The sequence below is a fragment of the Rhizobium sp. LEGMi-198b genome, assembly GCF_054114205.1.
Window position 1 is genome coordinate 314724 of record NZ_JBSYVH010000002.1, and the last position, 23445, is coordinate 338168.

Consider the following 23445-nt stretch of genomic DNA (forward strand, 5'->3'; position numbering starts at 1 on the left):
AACGCAAAACGTGGGGCCTAGACCATAGGTCTACCATTCCGAGGAGAAACATCATGAAAGCCGCGAAATTCTTGCCGATCCTGGTCGTGGCATCGGCCGTAGCGACGTCGGCCTTTGCCGCCGCCCCGGTAAAAACCGGCGAAAGCGCCAAGGGCAAGGTTCTCACAGGCGAAAACGGCATGACACTCTACACCTTCAAGAATGACAAGAAGGGTGTCTCCAATTGCAACGACGATTGCGCCAAGGCATGGCCGCCGCTAATGGCCGATAGCAAAGCCAAGGCAGAAGGCGCATATTCGATCATCACCCGCAAAGACGGGAAGAAGCAATGGGCGAAGGACGGCATGCCGCTCTATTTCTTTATGAAGGATACCAAGGCCGGTGAAGTTGCCGGCGATGGCTTCAAGGGTGTCTGGGATGCCGCACGGCCCTGATCGGACCGGCCGGGATGCGGGGGGAGCCTCCCCCGCACCCGACAGCTTCGAGGCGGAGGTGCTGGCGCTCCTCCCCTCGTTACGGCGCTATTCGCGCAGCCTCACCCGGTCCGACGCCGACGGCGAAGACCTTCTGCAGGATTGCGTGGAAAAGGTGCTGGTGCGGCGCAGCCAGTGGCGTGGGCTGAACCTGCGCGGCTGGGTGCTCACCATCATGACCAATCTCTACCGCAACGGCCTGCGCCAGCAGGGTGGCCGCAGCTTCGTCGATCTTGACAACAGCGCTGATCTGCCGGCCGTCGAGACGGGTAGCGACCCTTTGGAGCGCTCGCGATTGGAAGCGGCGCTGAACAGCCTCGGGGAGGATTACCGCGCAGTGCTGATGCTGGTAGTGGTCGAAGGCTACAGCTATCAGGACGTCGCAACCACACTGGATATTCCGATCGGCACCGTCATGTCGCGCCTGTCTCGAGCGCGCCGGAAAATGACCGATCTGATGAGTGCCGAGAATATCATTACGCTTCGGAGACCGAAATGAGCGAACGTAACCCGACCGTGACCGAAGCGGATCTCCACGCCTTTGCGGACGGATTGCTGCCGGCGGACGATCACGCCCGATTGAAAGCCTGGCTTGTCGAAAACTCCGAACAAGCGGACCAGATCTCCGCATGGCAGGCGCAAAACGCCAGCATCAAGGCGCTGTTTGCGCCGTATGAAATGTCGAAGGAAGGCGACCGTGAGCTGGTATTGCGCATCCCGGCGTCGTCTGTGCCTGCCGCAGCGTCACGTCGGCTTCGCTGGCTGCCGATGGCCGCGGCCTCCCTGGCGATCTTCCTGGTCGGCGCTGCCACCGGCCATTTCGGCCCGCCGCTTCTGACACAGCCGGACCTTCGCCTGACGGGTATTGAAGCCCTGCCGCGGCAGGCGCAATCGGCCTTCGTCGTCTATGCGAGCGATGTCCGCCACCCGGTCGAGGTCGGCGCGGATCAGGAAGCGCATCTTGCCACCTGGCTCGGCAAGCGCATGAATGTCGCCGGCCTCAAGGTACCGAGCCTCAGCGCGCTCGGCTTCCAGCTTGTCGGCGGCCGGCTGCTGCCGATCAATGGCACGCCCGGCGCACTCTTCATGTATGAGAACGCCAGCGGCCAACGCTTGACCGTGCTCGTCGGCAGCAACAAGGACAATACGACGACCAGCTTCCGCTTCACCAGTGCCGGTACGGTCGAGACCTTCTACTGGATCGACGGCAAGCTCGGCTATGCCGTGACCGGCGAGATCTCGCGCGACATGCTGAGGCGGGTGGCGGATGAATGCTATAAGCAGTTCTCATCGTAAGACGCTCAGCGTTCGGGATCGTTCTCCAGCAAGATCGGCTTGCCGTGCGGCGTCGCTTCCGCCGCGCGCTGCCAGCTTTTCTGCAGGTCGAGGATCGCGCTCGCATCGGCAATGCCGCGGCTGATCAACATGCTGGAGAGTGCGGCCACCCAACAGTCGAAATAATCGCTGCCGTCTTTGGCCCGGCCAGGCTTGTGCAATTCGGCAGAAAGCTGCTCTGCCCACTCGCCCCAGCTAAACAGTCCCTTCTCATGCAGATGCACGGTCATGGCAAAAGCTTCCGCCGCCCAGGGCTCGGGGAAGACCGGCTCACCATCGGCGGATTTTGGCAGTTGCGGCGATTGCGCCAGGAGCGACGAGGTCTCAGACGCACTCAAGATAGCTCTCCCAGGCGTCGATGGAGACGGTTAGCGACGGATCGGCGCCCTCACCCCAGATTTCCGGCGCATCGAAAACGACGGTGTAAATCCATTGCGGATTCTCGCCCTTGCCATGAGCATTGTCGTCGGGGAAAACGAACGAGCCCTGAACGGCTTCCACCACACCCGTCTTGGCTCGCGCATAGCGGGGCAAACGCGTATGTCCCGTCGGATTGATGTTCTTCGTCCGCACGTGATCGCCGACCGCAAAAAGCGGCGCCGTATTGACCGGCCGATCGCAGGGGCCGCCCTTGGCAAGAGCGCCGGTGACCATATCGGCCTTCAAGATACGCTTCGGCACCACACCTTGCTGCGACGAATGGCCGGTTCGCAACTCGTCGTGCGTTACAAAACCATGCCGTTGCAGCAGCACTTCGACCCCACGCGTCCAGATCTCATAATAACTGGCGGCTAGGTATGCAGCCGGAGGGATATTTTCACGCGCATGCCGGCTTTCATCGATGCTCCAGGCGCCGAACGCGCCGCAGGAGAGCGTGAGGCCGAGCGCCCGCTTTTCCCATTCCGCATGGAAGACCGGTTCGTTCGGCTCCGGCGCGACCGGACCAAAACCCATCTGCCCGCCAAGATCGTGCGGCCCGTTCATATCGTCACCTCCGGAGCCTTGGCGACCGCCGTACCGATCATGGCGTCACGGTTGACGAGATCGGCGAGAGCCGCCTCATTCATGCCCTCGGTGCCATCAGGACGTTCCGGGATAACGAGATAGCGCAGCTCGGCCGTCGAATCCCAGACGCGAATCTTCTTGCGCTCAGGCAGCGTCAGGCCGAATTCGGCCAACACGCCGCGTGGATCAATGACGGCGCGAGAGCGATAGGCTGGCGCCTTGTACCAGACCGGCGGCAGGCCGAGCACCGACCAGGGATAGCAGGAGCAGAGCGTGCAAACGATGAGATTATGCGTTTCCGGCGTATTGAACACGGCGCGCATATGCTCGCCTTGCCGGCCGGTAAAGCCGAGGCTGGCAATCGCTGCCGTTGCATCACGCTTCAGCCAGTCGGCAAACTCCGGATCGCTCCAGGCTTTCGCCACCACCTGCGCCCCGTTGCGCGGCCCAACCTTCGTCTCATAGGTCTCGACGATGATATCGATTGCCGCCGGATCGATAAGCCCCTTTTCCGTCAGCAGCGTCTCCAGCGCCTTCACGTGCGCCTGCATATCGGAATAGTGGTTGTCATGATCATGGTGATGATGGTCGTCATGATCGTGCATAATAAATCTCCCCGTCGAACAGGCCTCAGTTCTAAGCCTTTGCCATACAGCCGCCAAGCGCCTTCTTCATAGGTTGCAACCGCGATCAGATGCCGCAACCCCTCGCATTGTTAGCGCGTTTAGCTAGTCTGCCCAGCATGAAGATTTTGATTCTCGGCGCAACTGGTTTCATCGGATCTGTAATCGCGGCGCGATTGCGCAAGGACGGGCATATGATCACCGGTCTTGCCCGTAATCCTAGCCGGGCGCGGATAAAACACCCTTCGATTGCCTGGATCAAAGCCGATCTGGCCGAAATGATCGACCCCTCAGACTGGCATGCCGTGCTGAACGACCATCAGCTTGTCGTTAATTGCGCCGGCGCCCTTCAGGACGGGCTTTCCGATGATCTCGCCGCCACGCAGGAAAAGGCAATGCTGGCGCTCTATGCTGCAGCAGCACAATCGGCAATCGAGCTCGTCGTGCAGATTTCCGCCTGCACGGAAGGTGGAGGCCAAGAGCAGCCGTTCCTGGCGACAAAGCGCAATGCCGACAAGGCGCTGGCGGCAAGTGGTCTCAACCACATTATTCTGAGGCCAGCGCTCGTCCTTGGCCGCAACGCCCATGGCGGTACGGCATTGCTGCGCGCGCTTGCGGCCATACCTTTTGTCCTGCCTCTCACCCATGCGCAAAGCCCGGTCGAGACGGTCTCGGTCGATGATGTCGCCGCGATCGTCTCGGCGGCGGTTGCCGGCGAATTCGAATCCGGCGCCGACATCGATCTTGCTGCCGGCGAAGCACTGACGCTGCGCGAACTCGTCATCCTTCATCGAAACTGGCTCGGCCTGCTGCCGACACGGGTCATGCCGATACCGGCCGGTTTGGCAAAGGTGGTAAGCTCGGCGGCCGACATCGCCGGCAGGCTTGGATGGCGCTCGCCGCTCCGGTCGACTGCGATGGCGGTGATGTCCGAAGGCGTTCTCAGCCGAAGGAATGTGGGGCACCTCCCAACGCAACGTTTGGCGACGGCCGTCGAAACGCTGGACGCCAATCCCTCCGGCGTTCAGGATTTGTGGTTTGCCCGCCTCTACCTGTTAAAGCCGCTGATGATCGCCGGGCTGGCGCTCTTCTGGATGCTGTCGGGCATCATTCCGATGCTAGCCCCGACGGCCGCAAGCCGGCACTTCCTACCCTTCATGCCGGACGGCATGGCAATGGCTTTGACGCTGACCACCTGTCTCCTTGACATAGCCCTTGGCGCCTTTGTCCTGGTGCGGCCCTTCGCGCGATCGGCCTTGTTCGGAATGCTCGCCGTCACGCTCGGCTATCTTGCCGGCGGCACGTTGCTCGAACCGTCGCTTTGGTTCGATCCACTCGGGCCATTTGTCAAAGCACTGCCGGCGATCCTCCTGACGCTTGCCACATTTGCGGTATTGGAGGAGCGCTGATGCTGACAGAGGAGCTTCTTCGGCTTGTTCATGTCGTCGGCGCCACAGTGCTTTTCGGCACCGGTGCGGGTATCGCCTTCTTCATGGTCATGGCGCATCGTACCGGCGACCCCAAGCTGATCGCACATGTCGCCGCAACGGTCGTCATCGCCGATACCATCTTTACGGCAACGGCCGTCGTCTTTCAGCCGGTGACCGGCTATCTGCTCGCACAATCGATCGGCTGGCCGCTCGAAGAAGGATGGATCGCCCTGTCCTTGCTGCTCTATGTGCTGACCGGCGTTTTCTGGCTGCCGGTGGTTTGGATACAAATCCGCCTGCGGGATCTCGCCCGGACGGCATCCGCGACCGGCACGCCGCTGCCGTCAGCCTATCATCGCCTCTATCGCATCTGGTTTGCTTGCGGCTTCCCAGCCTTTTTCGCGGTCATTGGCATTCTCTGGCTGATGCTCAACAAGCCATCCATATCGCTATTTTAGCATCGGCCAGAGGCTGAGCACCAGCAGGACCGCCATGGTGATGTTGAACCATTTGAGGCGAACGGGGTCGGACAGCCAATCGCGCAGGGCCGAGCCGAAACCGGCCCAGGTCGAAACGCTGGGAACATTGACCGCCGCAAAGGCAAGGCCGACGAGTAATACGCTGATGAGGTAGAGCTGCGGATTGGTGTAGGTTGCCATGGCAGTGACAGCCATGACCCAGGCCTTGGGATTGACCCATTGAAAGGCGGCGGCACTCAGGAAACTCATCGGCTCGACACCGCTCTCCTTCTCGCTGAGGCTGCGGGAAGTCGCGATCTTCCAGGCGATCCAGACGAGATAGGCTCCGCCAGCGAATTTCAGGGCAGTGTAGAGCAGCGGTACGGTATGCAGCAGTGCGCCAAGCCCCAGCCCGACGCCCAGCAGCAACGACAGAAAGCCGGCGCCGATGCCGAGCATATGCGGGATCGTGCGACGAAAACCGAAATTCACGCCCGATGCGAACAGCATCATATTGTTAGGCCCTGGCGTGATCGATGTCGTGAACGCAAACAACAGAAGAGCCAAAAATGTATCCGGCGCCATAAAGCCTCCCCGGACGCAGCTCTTTTGGTCAACGGAAGCGTCCATTCCTCGCGATGCGCGTCTGTCACAACGGCGCCGCGCAACCCTAATTCGCCTTGGAATCGAATGCCATGAGATGATTGTCACGGTGACATGAATGGCCTCGATTGAAATCCCGATGAATGCACTTATCCTTCACTTCTCAAGCAGCGAGGACAGGCCATGCGCGACCCCATTCCTACCGTCACTCTCCCTTCCGGCATTATGGTCCCCGCTCTTGGCCAGGGGACATGGAACATGGGCGAAACGGCCGCTCGGGCTGAGGACGAGATCGCCAGCCTGAAGGGCGGGCTCGATCTCGGCATGACGCTGATCGACACCGCCGAAATGTATGGCGACGGCGGCGCGGAGGAAATCGTCGGCAAGGCGATCAAGGGGCGGCGCGACGAGGTATTCGTCGTCAGCAAGGTCTATCCCATGAACGCCAGCCGCAAGGGCGCGATCGAAGCTTGCGAACGCAGCCTCAAACGGATGAAAATCGACCGCATCGACCTCTATCTGCTGCATTGGCGCGGAGAGTATCCGCTGGCTGAAACAGTGGCGGCCTTCGAAGCCCTGAAAGCCGCAGGCAAGATCGGCGCCTGGGGTGTCTCGAACTTCGATGTTGACGACATGGAGGAACTGCTGGCCGTTCCCGATGGCGGCAAGGTCGCCGCCAATCAAGTGCTCTACAATCTAGGCCGACGCGGCATCGAATATGATCTGCTGCCGTGGTGCCAGGAGCGCAACATTCCGATCATGGCCTATTCGCCGATCGAGCAGGGTCGCCTGGCGCATCATCCGGATCTGATCCACATCGCGAAGACCTATCAGGCAACGCCGGCTCAGGTGGCGCTTGCCTTTCTGCTGGAGCGCGACGGCGTGATTGCCATTCCCAAGACCTCCAATCCGCAACGGGTTACGGAAAACCGCGACGCCGTCTCGCTCGACATCACCGACGAGGATTGGGCCACCCTCGACGCCGTCTTTCCGCCACCGGCGCGAAAGAAGCCGCTGGAGATGCTCTAATTGCGGGCCTCCGCGCGCTGCTGCGTGACGATCAGCTCGATTGCCTGGAAAACATCGATCTGCCGCCAGTCGGCCGGATCGCGATAGGTCGGATAAAGCGAAAAGGCAGCCGCGGCGATCTGGTCGACGGTACGCCGCCTTGTTCGTCTGTCGGCAAGGACTGCTTTCGTGTAGACGCCGAATTGATCTTCCGTCACACCCCATCCGGCATAAAACGGCGCGGCATAGCAGCGTACCGGAATGCCGCGCAGCAGCGCGTCGAAGCCGAACTGGCTGGAGACCGTCCAGACCTCATCCACAACGTCCAGGACCGATGCTACCGACACCGCATCATTGAGTAATATCCCGTCGCTCTTGCCGGCAATTTCTGTGGTCAGATATCCCTTGCGGTGGCCGGCCATGACATCCGGATGCGTCCGGATCACACACTGCGCGCCGCTGGCCTGCGCATCGGCAAGCATCCGTTCGAACGAGGCGCGTGAACCGAGTGCCTTGCCAATGGAGATATCGCCGACGACCTGATCGACCAGCAGGATACGGCGTTTCGTTGTCCGCTCGATCGTGGGCGCCTTGTGCGGCAGATGATTGTATTTGGAGAGCTTGTTCCGAACGATCTGTTCGCGAATTGCCTTGCCAAGTTCGCCAATCTGCACCCCATCAGCCCCTTGGATCAGCCGCTCGAGACGCGACGGCCGGTTCGCATCCACCGGCAGACCGAGATCATCGACGACGATGGAGAGCGGCACTGCGCCAGCCTTTCCAAGGCCGACCGAGCGCAGAAAACCGTCTTCAAGGTTCCAATTCGGCAATCCCCGCAACCGCGAGATCGCCGCTGCCGTCTTTGCCGGCATGCGCCCGCCCCAGGATACGATACCACCGATGGCCGGCGAGAGGGTCGACGCGATCTTCTGCGACCCGAAATACTGGCCAAGCCAGGGGAAAGCCTGCCGCACATAGAAGGTAGCGCCGAGACGCATTCCTGCCGGAGGATGCCAGCTTTTCTCGCCGATATCGGGCGTATACTTTTCGGTCGAAAGCCCCAATCATGCCACCTGCGTAAGTTGGGGCCTACCTTGCACGCCCAAGCGCCGCGCAAGCTACGCGACGCCGATAAGCCGGTCAACGACAGGCGTTCTTCACATTCCCTGCGGGCCGCGGTTCATCGCGGCGATGCCGGTGCGGCAGACTTCGATCAGGCCGAGCGGCTTGATGATGGCGATGAACTGATCGATCTTCGAGGACTTGCCGGTGATCTCGAGAATGAAATGCTCGACGGTCGCGTCCACCACCTTGGCATGGAAGGCATCGGCCAGCCGCAGCGTTTCAGCGCGGGTCTCGCCGCTTCCGATCACCTTCAGCAGCGCCACTTCGCGCTCGATCGGCCGCTCCTGGCCGAGATCGCGGGCGCGTACCGTCAGGTCGACGACACGATGGACCGGCACAATGCGCTCAAGCTGCGCCTTGATCTGCTCCAGCACCTGCGGCGTGCCGCGCGTGACGATGGTGATGCGCGACAGATGCGCCTGATGCTCGGTCTCGGAAACGGTGAGGCTTTCGATGTTGTAACCCCGGCCGGAGAAGAGGCCGATGACGCGGGCGAGAACGCCGGGCTCGTTGTCGACCAGCACCGAAAGCGTATGGCTCTCGGCCGCCGCGGTTTCCGGCGAGATGAAATAGGCGGAGCCCGTGGGTTGAAGGTGTGCGGTCATTGTCCTTGTTCCGTTTCCTCGGTTCTTATGATCAGGATGCCAGCTCGATCCTGATTTGAATGGTGATTGGTCCAGCGGCCAGGGGGACACGGCAAGCCTACCGCGTCCCGGCTTTCCGATCAAACGAGCTGCCGGCCCTTGGCGTCGATGGCGTTGGCGACGGCTTCGTCGGTGGCTTCGTCCGGCAGCAGCATCTCGTTATGCGCCTTGCCCGAGGGAATCATCGGGAAGCAGTTGGCGAGATTGGCAACGCGGCAATCGAAAATGACGGGCTTCTTGACGTCGATCATTTCCTGGATCGCGGCATCGAGATCGCCGGGCTTTTCGCAGCGCAGGCCGACGGCACCGTAGGCTTCCGCCAGCTTGACGAAATCGGGCATCGCCTCGGTATAGGAGTGCGACAAGCGGTTGCCGTGCAGCAACTGCTGCCATTGGCGCACCATGCCCATATATTGGTTGTTCAGGATGAAGATCTTGATCGGCGCATCGTGCTGGATAGCCGCCGACATTTCCTGAATGCACATCTGGATCGAGGCATCGCCGGCAATGTCGATGACCAAGCTTTCCGGATGGGCGATCTGTACGCCGAGAGCGGCCGGCAGGCCGTAACCCATGGTGCCGAGGCCGCCGGAGGTCATCCAGCGGTTCGGTTGCTCGAAGCCATAGAACTGCGCCGCCCACATCTGGTGCTGGCCGACTTCGGTGGTGATGTAGGTGTCACGATCCTTGGTCAGCTCGTAGAGACGCTGGATCGCATATTGCGGCATGATGACATCGTCGTGCGGCTTGTAGGCGAAGGAATTGCGCGCACGCCAACGCGTGATATTCGCCCACCAATCGCCGAGGCGATCTGCTGCCGGCTTGTGCGGCAGTGCGCGCCACAGGCGAACCATATCTTCCAGAACATTGCCGACATCGCCAAGGATGCCGATATCGACGCGAACGTTCTTGTTGATCGACGACGGATCGATGTCGATGTGGATCTTCTTCGAATTCGGTGAAAAGGCATTCAGACGGCCGGTAATGCGGTCGTCGAAACGCGCGCCGATGCAGACCATGACGTCGCAATCATGCATCGCCATATTGGCTTCGTAGGAACCATGCATGCCGAGCATCCCGAGCCAGTTCTTGCCGGATGCCGGATAGGCGCCGAGGCCCATCAGCGTGGAGGTGATCGGGAAGCCCGTCAGCTCGACGAGTTCGCGCAACAGCTTCGAGGCTTCCAGACCGGAATTGACGACGCCGCCACCGGAATAGATGATCGGCCGGCGTGCGCTCGCCATCAGCTCGATAGCCTGCGTGATCCTGTTGAGATCGCCCTGAACCTTGGGCTGGTAGCTCTTCTGGACATCGTGCGCTTCCGGCGGTGTATAAGTGCCGGTGGCGAACTGAACATCCTTCGGAATGTCCACGACGACGGGACCCGGACGGCCGGACTGGGCGATGCGGAAAGCTTCGTGGATGACCGCGGCGAGCTTGTTGACATCCTTGACCAGCCAATTGTGCTTGGTGCAGGGACGCGTAATGCCGACCGTGTCGCATTCCTGGAACGCGTCCGAGCCAATCAGTGATGTGGGAACCTGGCCGCTCAGGCAAACCAGCGGGATCGAATCCATCAAGGCGTCCTGCAGCGGCGTGACGGCATTCGTCGCGCCCGGACCGGAGGTGACCAGCATAACGCCGACCTTGCCGGTCGAGCGGGCATAACCTTCCGCCGCATGGCCGGCGCCCTGCTCATGGCGCACGAGGATATGCTGGATATCGTCCTGTTGGAAAATTTCGTCATAGATCGGCAAAACCGCGCCGCCCGGATAACCGAAGATGTGTTCGACGCCATTGTCCTTGAGCGCCTGCAACACGATCTCCGCGCCTGTCATCTGATTGCCGCTCGTCTGATTATCTTTGCCGGTCATACGTTTGTTCCGCTATCTGCTGAGGGTTTGGAAAGTGAAATCTCGATTTCGGGCATAAAAAAAGGCTCCTGTGGAGCCTGTCGTCTAGCGCATGGGTGGCTATCGCCGGATGGTTACACCATCCTGCCCATGCGCTTTCCCACCACGATAAGAGCCGTCGAGTTTTTCATGGGCGGAATTGATAGACAGAAAATTTCCAAGCGTCAACGCATTCAGCAATAAAAAATCGCGACCTTTACCGATCCTCTTAAAATGTCGAGCGGCGCTAAGGGTTTTGTTAAGCCACCTTCCCTATGTTCCATGTCTTAACGCTGGGAGTAGCCGTTTGCTCAATAATGATTTGCAGACGTCCGGCAAAGCTGGGGACCTTGATCGCCGCGACAATCTGAAGCCGGGAAATCGCTTCCTCGGCCGTGTCGTCGCGTGCACCGGTTCCAGGGCAACCATCGCCGCAGTCGCCGAGGATGGCGGTACCGATCTGACCGAGCTTTGGTCCGTCGGCAAACTGATCTCGATCAGCGTAGGCTCCAATCGCGTCGCAGCTCTCGTCTACGCCATGAACACCGGCAATACCGGCTGGGGCGAAGGACAGGACAATCTTTTCCGCATCGAAGTGGAATTGCTGGGCGAAGTCCGCGTCGGATCAAACGGCCGCGAGGAGTTTTCCAGCGGCATTTCCGCCTATCCCCATCTCGGCGCCATCGCTCACCGTATCCGCGCAGCCGATCTCATGCGCATTTTCGATGCCGGCAAGGACAGCAGTTGCGTCATCGGCAAGCTGACGCAGGATGAAAGCATCGACGCCGCCATTCATATCCCTTCGATGCTGGCCAAGCATTTCGCCGTGGTCGGCTCCACCGGCGTCGGCAAATCGACCGCTGTCTCCTTGCTGCTGCACAAGGCAATCGTCTCCGATCCCAAACTGCGCGTGCTGATCCTCGATCCGCACAACGAATTCGCCGCCGCCTTTCCCAAGCACTCCGTTGTCGTCGATACCGATACGCTCGACCTTCCCTTCTGGCTGATGCGGCTCGACGAGTTTGCCGAGGTTGTCTTCCGGGGCCGGCCGCCGATCCCCGACGAACTGGATATGCTGCGCGATATTATTCCCGAAGCGAAACGCGCCTTTCGCGGTAGCGACTCGCCGCTGATGCGCCGTCAGACGGAAAAAAGCTCGGTGACAGCAGATACGCCGGTTCCCTATCGCATGGCCGATCTGCTGGCCCTGATCGACGAGCGCATCGGCCGCCTCGAAGGCCGGCAGGAAAAACCGCATTTGCGCTCCCTGAAGATGCGCGTCATCTCGGCGATCAACGATCCGCGTTATCATTTCATGTTCTCCAACAATACGATCAGCGACACGATCATGGAGACGATCGCGCAGATCTTTCGTATTCCCGGTGATGACAAGCCGATCTGTACCTTCCAGCTCGCCGGCATTCCCTCCGAAGTAGTCAATTCCGTCGCCTCCGTTCTCTGCCGCATGGCCTTCGAGCTTGCGCTTTGGAGCGAAGGGGCGATCCATATGCTGGTCGTCTGCGAAGAAGCGCATCGCTATATCCCCGCCGACCCGAACCTCGGCTTCTTTCCGACGCGGCAGGCGATTGCCCGCATCGCCAAGGAGGGCCGCAAATACGGTGTGTCGCTCGGCATCATCACGCAGCGTCCGGGCGAACTCGATCAGACGATCCTGTCGCAATGCTCGACGCTGTTCGCCATGCGCCTCGCAAACGACCGCGACCAGGACATCATACGGTCGGCAATCCCGAACTCCTCAATTTCGACGACAAGCTTCCTGTCTTCGATCGGCAACGGCGAAGCCATCGCCTTCGGCGAAGCCATTGCAGTCCCCATGCGCATGCGCTTTTCCCGCGTCGAAGAAAACCTACTGCCGAAGGCCAGCGGTAGCATCGCAAGAACGAGCGAGGAATCACCCGATACCGTCGACTTGCGCACCATCGTCGGCCGCATGCGCTCGATCTCCGGTCCCGACATCTCTGCCTTTCAGCAGAGCTATAAGGCCTCAAGCGAGCCGGCCGCTTATATGGACGAGGACATTGGCGATGACGATTTCGATCAGCCTGCCGCAATATCCGAGCCCCAGCCGGTGCGAATTGATCCGCCACCGATAGAGCCTTATCGGCCCGACATGCTGCCGCGCGCCACGGCGGCTTCGGCTTTTAGCGCAGCTCCCCAGACGTCGATCGATAGCAGACTTGCCGAGCTGCGCCGAGAGTTCCGAGGCGGCGACAACACAAGCAGTCCATCCCCTTCGGAGAAGGAGCCCGCTCCGTCTGTGCGGCGCGAAGGCGGCCTCTCGTTGCGCGACAGTATCCTGAAGAAGCCGCTGAGCAGCCTCTATAACAAGGACTGACGCGGACTACGGACTAATCCGCTCCCAGCTTTCATCCATCTGATTGCGAAACCAGGTCATCTGCCGCTTGGCATATTGCCGCGTCGCGGCAGCACCGGTTTCAAGAACCTCCTCACGCGTCATCTCGCCGCGTAGCATCGCAGCAATCTGCGTGACGCCGATCGCCTTCATGACGGGCATCTCGTCCGGCAGTTTCAATGCCAGCAAGGCCCGCACTTCATCTTCAGCACCCATGGCGAGCATCTTTTCGAAACGGCCGTTGATGCGCTGATGCAAGACCGCGCGATCCGGCAGCACGATGATCTTTCGCGCACGATCGGCATCGACGATAACGGGACCGGTCTTGCCCTGAAAAGCGGCGATGGATTGTCCCGTCGCCTCGATCACTTCCAGGGCACGCACGATGCGCTGGCCATCCTGAGAATTGAGACTTTCCGCTACGGCTGGATCGCGAATAACAAGCTCCCGATGCAGCGCCTCGGCTCCCTCCATCAACAACCGCTCCCGCAGGTGGTTGCGAATCTCTCCGCGGATCTCAGGCATGTCGGAAAGCCCGCCGGTCAGAGCCTTGAAATAGAGCCCGGTGCCGCCGACAAAAACGGGCAGCCGTTTCTCATCGCGCAATTGCGCCACCAACGCGGCAGCCTCGCGCAGCCAGGCGCCGGTGGAGTAGACTTTCCCTGCCGGCACATGACCATAAAGATGGTGAGGAATGCCTTGCATCTCTGCTTCGGACGGCCGGGCCGTCAGCACGCGCAATGTGTCGTAGACCTGCATGCTGTCGGCATTGACGACCACGCCGTCATGCGCGCGCGCCAATTCCACGGCAAGCGCGGACTTGCCGCTGGCGGTCGGCCCGGTTATCAGGATCGCGTCGATATCGCTTATAAGGTTTCTGCTCATGGCCTTCGTTGCCACGCTTATTGCCAATCCGTCAAACCCCGTTCTCGTTCCGGCAATCGCCGAGCCGGCGGCGGACGCCGTCAAGGCGCTGGGACTTTATTGGCTGGCTGACGGCATCGCCTGCGATATTGCGCTGCGCGACGACGCCGACCTGCGGGCAGCGGAAGCCAACATTCTCGCCGTCATTGCCGGCGCGCCGATCGACCTGGTCATCCAGGAGGCGGAGACGCGCCGGAAGAAATTGCTGATCGCCGACATGGACTCCACCATGATCGGCCAGGAATGCATCGACGAACTGGCCGCCGAGGTCGGATTGAAGGAAAAGGTCGCCGACATCACCGCGCGCGCCATGAATGGTGAGATCGCCTTCGAGCCGGCTTTGCGTGAGCGCGTGGCCCTGCTGAAGGGCCTGCCGCTCTCCGTCGTTGATGACGTCATCGCCAAACGCATCACCCTCACTCCCGGCGGGGCGGAACTGATCGCCACCATGAAAGCCAAGGGCTATTACAGCGCCCTCGTCTCCGGTGGCTTCACCATCTTTACGAGCCGCATCGCGGCCGCCTTGGATTTCGACGAGAACCACGCCAACGTCCTGCTGGAAGATGATGGCGTGCTGACCGGCCTTGTCGCCGAACCCATTCTCGGCATGCAAGCCAAGGTTGACGCACTCAACGCTATTGCCGAAAAGCTCGGTATCTCCCCGGATGACGCGATGGCAGTCGGCGATGGCGCCAACGATCTCGGCATGCTGCAACTCGCCGGCTCCGGCGTCGCCCTGCACGCCAAACCGACCGTGGCTGCCCAGGCCAAGATGCGCATCGACCACGGCGACCTGACCGCCCTGCTCTACATCCAGGGCTACCGGAAAACGGATTTCATCAAACCATAGAACGGCGCAATCGCCGGGATCGGGGCTCAGATGATCATCACCGAAACCGACCGACTCATCATCCGGAACTGGCGCGAGGCGGATCGCGAACTCGCCTACGAGATCAACTCCGACGAGGCCGTCATGGAGTTCTTTCCATTCCGCCGCAATCGTGAGGAAGCCAACGCCTTTTTCGAGCGCGTCCAATCCATGATCGCTGAGACCGGGCTTGGCTTCTATGCCCTGGAGCTCAAGGCAAGTGGTGAGGCGCTTGGCTTTTGCGGACTGGCGCAGACGAATCATCTGGAACCGTTCGTGCCGGCGGGTACCGTCGAGATCGGCTGGCGGCTTGCGGCGCGATATTGGGGCAAGGGATTTGTCAGCGAGGCGGCGCGGGCATTGCTTGCCCACGGCTTCGAAACGCTTGATTTCGACCAGATCGTATCCTTCGCGGTTCATAATAATATCCGCTCGACATCGGTAATGGAGCGGATCGGCATGCATCGGGTCGAAGGCGGGGATTTCGACCACCCCGGCGTTCCCGATACCTACCCTCACCTGCAGCGTCACGTGCTCTATCGCCTCACCGCAGCCGAGTGGCGCGCCCTGCAATGACGATCATCGAGACGCCGCGGTTCATCCTGCGCCCGTGCCGGGAAAGCGACCGCGAACTCTTCTATGAACTGAGTTCCGATCCCGATGTCCTCGAATTCTTTCCCTTCCGCCGCAGCCGTAAAGACGCTGATGCCGTCTTCGACATGATCAGCGGACTGACGCCGGAAGACGGTTTCGATCTTCTCGCGCTGACATTGAAACAGAGCGGCGAGCCGATCGGCCTCAGCAGCCTTTCAAGGCCGAAACTTGAACCGTTCCTTCCCGAAAATGCCGTCGAAATCGGCTGGCGACTTTCAGCAGGGCATTGGCGTCAGGGCTATGCCAGCGAGGCAGGCCTCGCCTTCTTGCGCCATGGTTTCGAGACGCTGAAACTCGATGAAATCGTGTCCATCGCCGTGCACAACAATCACCGCGCCTTGGCCGTCATGCAAAGGATCGGCATGCGCCCGGATCCGGCCGGCACGTTCGACCACCCCGACATTCCCGCCACCCAGCCGCAATTGAAGCGCCATGCGCTCTATCGCCTCGGCGCTGCAGAATGGCGCCAGCGGCAGATGCAGGCTACGGAACGTTGAAGCAGCCTATTCCAGCGCTACCGCGATGAAACGCAAATCGCCATTCGGAGAGGCGATCATCATCTGCGCATTGCGGCGACCTTCCCGCTTCAACGCTGCGACCTTTTCCGAGGCAGCCGTCGGCGTCTGCACGAATTCCTGCGCCACTTCGACGACGACTTCGCCGGGCTTCAGCCCCTTGTCCGCTGCGGCCGAACCCGGAGTGACTTGGGTGATCACCACGCCGTCGACGCTGTCGGCAATGCCGAAGCTTTTGCGGTTTTCGGCATTGAGGGTCGCAAGCCTCATGCCGAGCACGTCCTGGGTAGCCTGCGGCTGCGGCGCTTGCTGCTGCTGATCGTTGTCCTGGTCCTGGCCGTCCGCTCCGTCATCGTCTTCATCCCCCTCGTCGGGATTGATGACGCCGTCGCGACCGCCATGATCATTGGGCGCAAGCTGGGGTGCCTTGTCGCCGCCGCCCTTGTCGCCCTGATTGCTGTCGCCGGCACTGGCTGCGGCTGCCTGGTCGCTGTCCTCGAGCCGGCCAAGCGTAACCTTGACGGTCTGCTGCTTGCCGTCGCGTATGATGACGACATCGACTTCCTTGCCGACGGGGCTTTCGGCGACAACGCGCGGCAGGTCGCGCATCTCGTCAACATCCTTGCCATCGAACTTCAGGATGACATCGCCGGCCTTGATCGAGCCGTTATCGACCGGTCCGCCCTTGATGACGCCCGCCACCAGCGCGCCTTTGGCGCTGTCGAGCCCGAGGCTGTTGGCAACATCGTCGGTAACCGGCTGGATGCGCACGCCGAGCCAGCCGCGACGGGTTTCGCCGAAATCCATGAGCTGCTTGACGACACCTTCGGCCAGTTCGGACGGCACGGCGAAGCCGATGCCGATCGAGCCGCCGCTCGGCGAAATGATCGCCGTGTTGATGCCGATCACCTCACCCTTCATGTTGAAGAGCGGCCCGCCGGAATTGCCCTTGTTGATCGCCGCATCCGTCTGGATGAAATTATCATAGGGACCGGCATTGATATTGCGGCCACGGGCCGACACGATACCCACGGTCACCGAGCCGCCCAGGCCGAATGGATTGCCGATCGCCATCACCCAGTCGCCGATCCGCATCTTGCTGGAATCGCCGAATTTCACTGCTATCAGCGGATGCTTCGGTTCCACCTTGAGCACGGAAAGATCGGTCTTGGTGTCGGTGCCGATCAACCTCGCCTTCAGCTTGGTGCCGTTCGGGAAGATCGCTTCGATATCGTCGGCGCCCTCGATGACGTGGTTGTTGGTGACGATATAGCCGGATGGATCAATGACGAAGCCGGAACCGAGAGAACTGACCTTGCGGTTGCTGTTTTCGTTGTTCCGGTTCTTGAAGAAGTCGTTGAAGAATTCCTGGAATGGCGAGTTGTCCGGCACCTTGGGTGTCGCCGGGCCATCGCCCTCATCCTTGACCTTTTGGGAGGTGGAAATGTTGACCACTGCGTCCAGCAGACCGGATGCCAGATCCGCAACCGAAGCCGGGCCGGCATTCATTGCCGGATTGCCCGTGACCGGCGGCGGCGTGTTGGGCACGACGGCTGGATTTTCGGTCGTCGTTGCCGTCGAGCCGCCCAACGGAGCCTGCGCCGGATTGGTCGCCGTGGCTGGGGTCTGGCCGTTGGAGGTCGCGGGCGGCTGCGTGCCGGACACGGCATTGCCGTTGGGTGCGCTGGCAGAGCCCGTGGCTGGAGCCTGACCCGTCTCGCCGGTTGTTGCCGGCGCTGTCGTCCCGGAATTGGCTGGCGCTTGTGTGTCGGTCCTCGTCTCGCCGCTTGGCGCAGCCGACGAACCGGTCGCCGGCGCCGTACCCGAGCCTGACGCGGGCGCGTCGGTCGTGGGGGTGGAGTTGGCCGGAGCCTGTGCGCCTGGAGCCGCGCCGCTATTCGGCGTCGTCGTATCCGTCGAAGGCGTCTGTGTCGTCTGCGCATACGCCCGATCGACGCCTGCAAGGGTGGGACCGGCAATCAGCGCCACACTGGCCAGAAGAGCGAACGAACGTCTGAAAGGCAGGCGATTGGTCAAAGCCATCAGGCATCCTCATCGAGAAAGGGAAGTCTTGTATAAGCATCAACATAAGGCGGAATGATGAAGCGTGAAATCACCTTTTTGCGAAATCTCCGAACGTCCATCCGGCCTTTTTATTCAAGGTAAGATTGATGCCATCAAACATAAGACAAGGGGCCGCCGACAGGCAGCCCCTTGGATTTCGGCAAGTCGCCTCACATCATTTCGCAGGCGTCGTCGTGGACGGCGCAGCCAGCGCCGGGGCACCCGCTGCAGGAGCCGAACCGACCGAACTATCGAAATACTTGAAGAATTCCGACTGGTTCGGCGGCAGCACCAACGTCTTGCCCCCTGAAGCAAGCGACGTGCGATAGGCGGCCATCGAGCGATAGAACTCGTAGAAGCTCGGATCGCGCGAGGAGGCATCGGCGAAGATGCCGTTGCGCTCGGCCTCGCCCTGACCGCGCAGGACCTCCGAATCCTTCTGTGCGTCCGCCACGATCTCGACCACTTGACGATCGGCAATGGCGCGGCGGCGTTGGCCTTCTTCGTTACCTCTGGCGCGGATCAGCTCCGCTTCCGCCAGGCGTTCGGCCTTCATGCGGTCGTAGGTCTGCTGCGACACCTCTTGGGTCAGGTCGGTACGGCGGATGCGCACATCCTCGATATTCAGCCCGAGGGACTCTGCATCGCGGTGCAGGTCGTCGCGCACTTCCGTCATCATCGAAGCGCGTTCGTTCGATAGGGCAGCTTCGAAACCGCGCAGACCGTAGACCCGGCGCAGCGATGCATCGAGGCGGGTCCTGAGGCGCGATTCCGCCGCATCGCGATCACCCGACACCGTCTCGCGGAACTTCCGCGCATCGGTGATCCTGTAGACGACAAAAGCATCGACCTCATAGAACTTGCCGCCCGAAACCTGGACACGGATATTGTCCAGATCGAAGCGCAGCTCCTGGTCCTGTATATACTGCACCCGATCGGCATCCATGAAGGCGAAGGGCAGCTTGAAGTAGAGGCCCGGCTCCGTCTTGACGGCACGGATCTGGCCGAAGCGCAGAACGATCGCCTGTTCGCGGGCATTGACCACGAAAACCGAGGAATAAACGATCAGCAGCACCACCGCGAGCGCGATGAGAATGGCTGGCAAACGGCTGGACGTCATTATTTGGCCTCCGGCTGAGGTGCGGTCGCGGGCTTACCCGACTGCGTCGTGGATTGCTTGCCGAGGTCGTTCAGCGGCAGGTAGGGCACGACGCCCTGCTTGTCGTCGATGATGATGCTGTTGGAATTGCCGATAACGGACTCCATGGTTTCGAGGAACAGCCGCTTGCGGGTCACTTCCGGCGCTTTCACGTATTCGTCATAGATGGAGACGAAGCGCTGCGCTTCACCCTGGGCTTCCTTGACGACACGGTCCTTGTAAGCAGCCGCGTCTTCACGGATTTGCGCCGCACGACCACGAGCCTGACCGAGCTTCTGATTGGCGTATTGATTGGCCTCTTGAACTTGCTGGTCTTCGTTCTGCTCGGCGCGCTGCACCTCGTCGAAGGCATCGGCCACTTCGCGCGGCGGCGACACATCCTCGATCGGTATGGCGTTGATGGAAATGCCCGAGCCATATCGGTCCATCGTATCCTGAATGATGTTTCTTACCTCGATCGCGATTTGCTGGCGATTGTCGCGATAGATATCCTGGGCCGGACGGCGGCCAACCACCTCGCGCATGGCGCTTTCGGCAACCTGCTGCAGCGTCTCGTCGGGAGTTTCGAGGTTGAAGAGGTAGGATTGCGGGTTCGTGACTGTGTAGAGCACCGAGAACTGCACGTTGACGATGTTCTGATCGCCCGTCAGCATCAGGCCGGCATTCGAACTCGAGCTCGAACGGCCGCCGATATTGCGCTGCTGTTCGGTAACCTTGACGATCTCGATGCGATCCATCGGCCAGAAATGGAAATGCAGGCCGGGCATGGATACTTCCGGGCGAGGCTCGCCAAAACGCAATTCGACGCCGCGCTCGTCCGGCTGAACCGTATAGACGCACTGGATAAGCCAGAAAACGACGATGACCGCCGCGACGATGACAAAGGCGCCGCCGTTGAAGCCGCCGGGGACGAGCCCCTTCAGACGGTCCTGGCCACGGCGAATAATGTCTTCAAGATCCGGTGGGCCACCGCTGCCGCTTCCCCGCGGCCGGTTCGGTCCCTGCCCCCAAGGCCCCTGATTATTTCCGCCGCCACCGCCGCCCCACGGGCCGCCGCCGCCATTCTGATTGCTCCAGGGCATCAAAACCTCTTTGTTTGTGGACTCCCAGTATCGCGCAGACTTTGAAATTCGCAGGCGGCGGCGATTGTCTCCCGTTATAGGTATCGGCGCATCTGCTTTCAACGCAACTTCAGGAAGTTCGTCGGATTTATTGGAAAATAGTTGATTTTCGCGGGCAGCTTTTATGCTTTTCGCCTGAAATAGCTGACGAAACGCGTCGGATAATTGTCCTTTTCGCCGGCCGGTATGGCAAGCTCGCTTTCGACCTGCCATAGGGCCGGATCAATCGCCGGAAAGGACGTGTCGCCATCCACCTCGGCTTCCACATGCGTGATCAGCAACCGATCGGCAAGGTCGATCGCCTGCCGATATATTTGACCGCCACCGAGGATGCAGATCTCGTCAACTCCGCTCTCTGCCGCAAGGCGGCTTGCAATATCGATAGCTTCATCCAGCGAATGCGCCATCTGCGCGCCCTCGGCGGAAAAGCCGAGATCGCGGCTGATCACCACGTTGGGCCGGCCCGGCAGCGGCTTGCCGATGGACTGAAACGTCTTGCGTCCCATGATGACGGGCTTGCCGAGCGTCATGGCCTTGAACCGCTTGAGATCGGACGACAGCCGCCACGGCATATCCCCGTCGCGGCCGATGATGCCGTTGCGCGAGACGGCGACGAGAATGGTTTTTACCGGTTCGGCCATCCCTACCCCCTCAGACGGCGATCGGCGCCTTGATATTGGCGTCGGCCTCATAGCCTTCCAACGTGAAATCCTCGAACTTGAAATCGAAGATGTTCTTCACCGCCGGATTAAGGCGCATGGTCGGCAGTTTTTTCGGGGTGCGGGTCAGTTGCAGCCTGGCTTGCTCGAAATGGTCGGAATAGATGTGCGTATCACCCAGCGTGTGCACGAAGTCGCCAGGCTTCAGCCCCGTGACCTGCGCTACCATCAACGTCAGCAGCGCATATGAGGCGATGTTGAAGGGCACGCCGAGGAAGGTGTCACCGGAGCGCTGGTAAAGCTGGCAGGAAAGCTTGCCGTCGGCGACGTAGAACTGGAAGAGGCAGTGGCACGGCGGCAGCGCCATTTCGTCCACCTCAGCCGGATTCCAGGCCGAAACGATATGGCGGCGGGAATTCGGGTTGGTCTTCAGCCCTTCGATCAGATTGGCGATCTGATCGATATGGCGGCCGTCCGGAGCTGGCCAGGAACGCCATTGATGGCCGTAGACCGGGCCGAGATCGCCGTTTTCGTCGGCCCATTCATCCCAGATAGAAACGCCATTCTCCTTGAGATACCGAATATTCGTCTCGCCCTTCAGGAACCACAGCAGCTCGTGGATGATCGAGCGCAGATGCAGCTTCTTGGTGGTGAGTACCGGAAAACCTTCGGAAAGGTCAAAGCGCATCTGGTAACCGAAGACCGAGCGCGTGCCTTTGCCGGTACGGTCGCCGCGGTCGATGCCGGTGTCCATCACATGCTTCAAAAGATCGAGATATTGCTTCATCGCACCCGCCGCCGATTCCATTCCTCCTCAATTTAATGGCAAGTCGCCACGAAACCAACTGCGGGCAAGCACAATCCCTGGAATTCTCCCATCCGGCCGTCGTTTGTTATGGCAAACCTGTGTTTCGGCGAAGCATTTATGACAAATCCCCTTCCATTCGCCTGAGGAAAACACTATATCAGCCATGCGGGTCTTCGGGCCGGCTATGGCGATAAATGAGCGGTGTAATAAACCTATTGGACCCGGGGGCGGTACCCGGCGCCTCCACCAAAAACTGGTCGGGCAAGACCGGCTTTTGATGGGGGCGAAACAGGATCGACAAGGGTGTAAAGATCGACTTTTCGCTCGGCATTGTACCACCGTTATCGGGCTAAAATTGTAGTTGCAAACGACAACTATGCGGAAGCTCGTCTCGCTGCTTAATCGCAGTGTGGCACTTCAAATAAAGTCCTAAGGGGTCGCACTCTTAGGCGGGGTTCGAAGGCACCTGGCAACAGAAGCCTTCACCTTCTCCCTCTCTTCGATATTATGTATGATCAGGCGTTGACTCGCGCACGGGGGTTTCCCGTCGGCGCAGGGCGTGGCATAAGCCTTAGAAAAAACATGGCCAACGAAAGACAGGAAAGTATGGGGCAGGATCATATCCGCTACGACATTTTGGCACAGGACGCCCTGCGTGGGGTCATCCGCAAGGTGTTGACCGAGGTCGGCACCACCGGCCGTCTGCCCGGTGACCATCATTTCTTCATCACCTTTCTGACGGGTGCGGCCGGCGTGCGCATTTCGCAGCACCTGAAGTCGAAATATCCCGAGCAGATGACCATCGTCATCCAGCATCAGTTCTGGGACCTGAAGGTTACCGAGAGCCAGTTCGAGATTGGTCTTTCGTTCTCCGACGTTCCGGAAAAGCTGGTCATCCCGTTCAATGCCATCCGGGGCTTCTACGATCCGTCCGTGAATTTCGAGCTGGAATTCGACGTGCCGCTCGCCGAGGACGAGGAAGTGCCGTCCGGCGAGATCACCGCCTATCCGGTATCGGCCGAGGGCAGCGAGGAGCCCGCGGCCGCCAAGGACGGCGAGGAGAAGAAGCCGGGATCGGTCGTCTCCCTCGACGCATTCCGCAAGAAGCAATAGCATCCGGGGAAGCAGGCGCTTCCCCTTTTCACATCGGCCGTGAGGAACCATCGATGAGTGCCGAAATCGTCAATCTGCGCCAGTTCCGCAAGAAACAGACACGCTTGGAAAAAGAAAAGCAGGCGGAGCAGAACCGTGTTACCTTCGGCCGCACCAAGGCGGAGAAGCAGTTGACCAAGGCGCTCAATGAAAAGGCCGCGAAAACACACGAGGCCGGCCATATCGAGCCATCCAAAACAGACGATTGAAATACCGAGCTGAAAGTCTATAGCCCTCCGAAATCAATCGCTTACCCCAGCATTTTGAATCATTTTTAGAATTACCTCTTCCGTTTCCGAACTTTTGATCGATCCGCCGATGATCCGCAAACATTCCGCCACGCTGCATGGCCATCGCACCAGCTTTTCCCTCGAAGACGCCTTCTGGGCCGAACTGAAGGCGATCGCCAATGCGCGCGGGACGTCGCTTGCGGCTCTGATCTCAGAGATCGACGACGGCCGCGATCCGGCAAGCAACCTTTCCTCGGCGCTTCGGCTCTATGTTCTGAAATGGCTGAAGGATCGCACCTGAAACGCCCCGCCTTGAACGAG

At 60.4% G+C, this 23445-nt stretch carries 26 protein-coding genes and 1 other RNA gene; 14 read left to right on the plus strand and 13 right to left on the minus strand.

The genetic code is table 11. The features are described 5' to 3' along the window. The first annotated feature begins 53 nt into the window (after positions 1-53). From ACXHXG_RS08225 to ACXHXG_RS08235, 3 genes are read left to right on the plus strand one after another with little or no spacing between them, the layout of a single operon-like run. Entirely contained in the window at positions 54-434 is a 381-nt protein-coding gene (locus tag ACXHXG_RS08225) for a COG4315 family predicted lipoprotein (RefSeq protein WP_457898995.1), read from the plus strand. Continuing rightward, positions 418-972 (plus strand): RNA polymerase sigma factor, encoded by a 555-nt coding sequence (locus tag ACXHXG_RS08230; RefSeq protein WP_457898996.1) that lies wholly within the window; start codon positions 418-420, stop codon positions 970-972. The genes ACXHXG_RS08225 and ACXHXG_RS08230 overlap by 17 nt, the downstream gene beginning before the upstream one ends. After that, positions 969-1769, plus strand: a complete 801-nt coding sequence (locus tag ACXHXG_RS08235) for an anti-sigma factor family protein (protein ID WP_457898997.1) — start codon at positions 969-971, stop codon at positions 1767-1769. Before ACXHXG_RS08230 ends, ACXHXG_RS08235 begins: the two co-directional genes overlap by 4 nt. Before the next feature lie 5 nt (positions 1770-1774). Here the strand turns inward: ACXHXG_RS08235 and ACXHXG_RS08240 are convergent, their stop codons facing one another. The 3 genes from ACXHXG_RS08240 to nthA are packed head-to-tail and all read right to left on the minus strand — an operon-like array spanning position 1775 to position 3418. Continuing rightward, on the minus strand, positions 1775-2146 hold the full coding sequence (locus tag ACXHXG_RS08240) for a nitrile hydratase accessory protein (protein WP_457898998.1): 372 nt from the start codon (positions 2144-2146) through the stop codon (positions 1775-1777). Then, a complete protein-coding gene (gene nthB, locus ACXHXG_RS08245) occupies positions 2133-2792 on the minus strand; it encodes a nitrile hydratase subunit beta (RefSeq protein ID WP_457898999.1) in 660 nt (219 codons plus the stop codon). Before nthB ends, ACXHXG_RS08240 begins: the two co-directional genes overlap by 14 nt. Then, positions 2789-3418, minus strand: coding sequence for a nitrile hydratase subunit alpha (nthA, locus tag ACXHXG_RS08250; RefSeq protein WP_457899000.1), 630 nt, complete (start codon positions 3416-3418; stop codon positions 2789-2791). The genes nthB and nthA overlap by 4 nt, the downstream gene beginning before the upstream one ends. Before the next feature lie 137 nt (positions 3419-3555). On the opposite strand from nthA, the gene ACXHXG_RS08255 reads away from it, so the two are divergent. Beyond that, positions 3556-4845, plus strand: coding sequence for an SDR family oxidoreductase (locus ACXHXG_RS08255; protein ID WP_457899001.1), 1290 nt, complete (start codon positions 3556-3558; stop codon positions 4843-4845). 2 nt (positions 4846-4847) lie between these two features. Further along, positions 4848-5324: a DUF2269 family protein gene (locus ACXHXG_RS08260; protein ID WP_283051275.1), complete on the plus strand. Its 477-nt coding sequence runs from the start codon at positions 4848-4850 to the stop codon at positions 5322-5324. Here the strand turns inward: ACXHXG_RS08260 and ACXHXG_RS08265 are convergent. Beyond that, on the minus strand, positions 5316-5909 hold the full coding sequence (locus tag ACXHXG_RS08265; RefSeq protein WP_104823509.1) for a LysE family translocator: 594 nt from the start codon (positions 5907-5909) through the stop codon (positions 5316-5318). The genes ACXHXG_RS08260 and ACXHXG_RS08265 overlap by 9 nt on opposite strands. 201 nt (positions 5910-6110) lie before the next feature. Here ACXHXG_RS08265 and ACXHXG_RS08270 point away from each other — a divergent pair, with 201 nt between their 5' ends. After that, entirely contained in the window at positions 6111-6956 is an 846-nt protein-coding gene (locus ACXHXG_RS08270) for an aldo/keto reductase (protein WP_457899002.1), read from the plus strand. Here the strand turns inward: ACXHXG_RS08270 and ACXHXG_RS08275 are convergent. From ACXHXG_RS08275 to ACXHXG_RS08285, 3 genes are all read right to left on the minus strand, one after another. Further along, positions 6953-7933, minus strand: coding sequence for a capsular polysaccharide export protein, LipB/KpsS family (locus ACXHXG_RS08275; RefSeq protein WP_457899496.1), 981 nt, complete (start codon positions 7931-7933; stop codon positions 6953-6955). The genes ACXHXG_RS08270 and ACXHXG_RS08275 overlap by 4 nt on opposite strands. A 159-nt stretch (positions 7934-8092) precedes the next feature. Continuing rightward, positions 8093-8665 (minus strand): acetolactate synthase small subunit, encoded by a 573-nt coding sequence (gene ilvN / locus ACXHXG_RS08280; RefSeq protein ID WP_283050926.1) that lies wholly within the window; start codon positions 8663-8665, stop codon positions 8093-8095. 119 nt (positions 8666-8784) lie between these two features. After that, the gene (locus ACXHXG_RS08285) at positions 8785-10578 is read right to left on the minus strand and encodes an acetolactate synthase 3 large subunit (RefSeq protein ID WP_457899003.1); all 1794 of its coding nucleotides are present in this window, start codon (positions 10576-10578) and stop codon (positions 8785-8787) included. 325 nt (positions 10579-10903) lie between these two features. Here ACXHXG_RS08285 and ACXHXG_RS08290 point away from each other — a divergent pair, with 325 nt between their 5' ends. After that, entirely contained in the window at positions 10904-12952 is a 2049-nt protein-coding gene (locus ACXHXG_RS08290; RefSeq protein ID WP_104823513.1) for an ATP-binding protein, read from the plus strand. 6 nt (positions 12953-12958) lie between these two features. Here ACXHXG_RS08290 and miaA read toward each other — a convergent pair whose 3' ends face one another. Next, positions 12959-13855, minus strand: a complete 897-nt coding sequence (gene miaA / locus ACXHXG_RS08295; RefSeq protein WP_457899004.1) for a tRNA (adenosine(37)-N6)-dimethylallyltransferase MiaA — start codon at positions 13853-13855, stop codon at positions 12959-12961. Here miaA and serB point away from each other — a divergent pair. The 3 genes from serB to ACXHXG_RS08310 are packed head-to-tail and all read left to right on the plus strand — an operon-like array spanning position 13854 to position 15913. After that, complete coding sequence (gene serB, locus ACXHXG_RS08300; RefSeq protein ID WP_457899005.1) at positions 13854-14744, plus strand: phosphoserine phosphatase SerB; 891 nt, start codon at positions 13854-13856, stop codon at positions 14742-14744. The two genes, miaA and serB, sit on opposite strands and share 2 nt — an antisense overlap. Positions 14745-14774: 30 nt before the next feature. Then, positions 14775-15338, plus strand: coding sequence for a GNAT family N-acetyltransferase (locus ACXHXG_RS08305; RefSeq protein WP_104823516.1), 564 nt, complete (start codon positions 14775-14777; stop codon positions 15336-15338). After that, the gene (locus tag ACXHXG_RS08310) at positions 15335-15913 is read left to right on the plus strand and encodes a GNAT family N-acetyltransferase (protein ID WP_457899006.1); all 579 of its coding nucleotides are present in this window, start codon (positions 15335-15337) and stop codon (positions 15911-15913) included. Before ACXHXG_RS08305 ends, ACXHXG_RS08310 begins: the two co-directional genes overlap by 4 nt. A 6-nt stretch (positions 15914-15919) precedes the next feature. On the opposite strand, the gene ACXHXG_RS08315 is transcribed toward ACXHXG_RS08310, so the two are convergent. The 5 genes from ACXHXG_RS08315 to ACXHXG_RS08335 all read right to left on the minus strand — a co-directional run bounded on the left by ACXHXG_RS08315 (position 15920) and on the right by ACXHXG_RS08335 (position 21721). Then, the gene (locus ACXHXG_RS08315) at positions 15920-17974 is read right to left on the minus strand and encodes a DegQ family serine endoprotease (protein WP_457899007.1); all 2055 of its coding nucleotides are present in this window, start codon (positions 17972-17974) and stop codon (positions 15920-15922) included. Positions 17975-18170: 196 nt separating this feature from the next. Then, on the minus strand, positions 18171-19115 hold the full coding sequence (gene hflC, locus ACXHXG_RS08320; RefSeq protein ID WP_457899008.1) for a protease modulator HflC: 945 nt from the start codon (positions 19113-19115) through the stop codon (positions 18171-18173). Then, positions 19115-20236, minus strand: a complete 1122-nt coding sequence (gene hflK / locus ACXHXG_RS08325) for an FtsH protease activity modulator HflK (protein ID WP_104823519.1) — start codon at positions 20234-20236, stop codon at positions 19115-19117. Before hflK ends, hflC begins: the two co-directional genes overlap by 1 nt. Positions 20237-20397: 161 nt before the next feature. Continuing rightward, the gene (locus ACXHXG_RS08330) at positions 20398-20916 is read right to left on the minus strand and encodes a dihydrofolate reductase (protein WP_457899009.1); all 519 of its coding nucleotides are present in this window, start codon (positions 20914-20916) and stop codon (positions 20398-20400) included. A 10-nt stretch (positions 20917-20926) separates the two neighbouring features. Then, positions 20927-21721, minus strand: coding sequence for a thymidylate synthase (locus ACXHXG_RS08335; RefSeq protein WP_283051278.1), 795 nt, complete (start codon positions 21719-21721; stop codon positions 20927-20929). Between the two features lie 147 nt (positions 21722-21868). On the opposite strand from ACXHXG_RS08335, the gene ssrA reads away from it, so the two are divergent. From ssrA to ACXHXG_RS08355, 4 genes are all read left to right on the plus strand, one after another. Beyond that, positions 21869-22229, plus strand: a transfer-messenger RNA (tmRNA) gene (gene ssrA / locus ACXHXG_RS08340). A 119-nt stretch (positions 22230-22348) separates the two neighbouring features. Continuing rightward, positions 22349-22855 carry an SspB family protein gene (locus ACXHXG_RS08345; protein ID WP_283051280.1) on the plus strand — a complete coding sequence of 169 codons (507 nt, stop codon included), beginning with the start codon at positions 22349-22351 and terminating at the stop codon, positions 22853-22855. A 53-nt stretch (positions 22856-22908) separates the two neighbouring features. Beyond that, a complete protein-coding gene (locus ACXHXG_RS08350; RefSeq protein WP_283050946.1) occupies positions 22909-23103 on the plus strand; it encodes a DUF4169 family protein in 195 nt (64 codons plus the stop codon). A 109-nt stretch (positions 23104-23212) separates the two neighbouring features. Further along, entirely contained in the window at positions 23213-23425 is a 213-nt protein-coding gene (locus ACXHXG_RS08355) for a ribbon-helix-helix domain-containing protein (RefSeq protein WP_283050948.1), read from the plus strand. Positions 23426-23445: the final 20 nt, after the last annotated feature.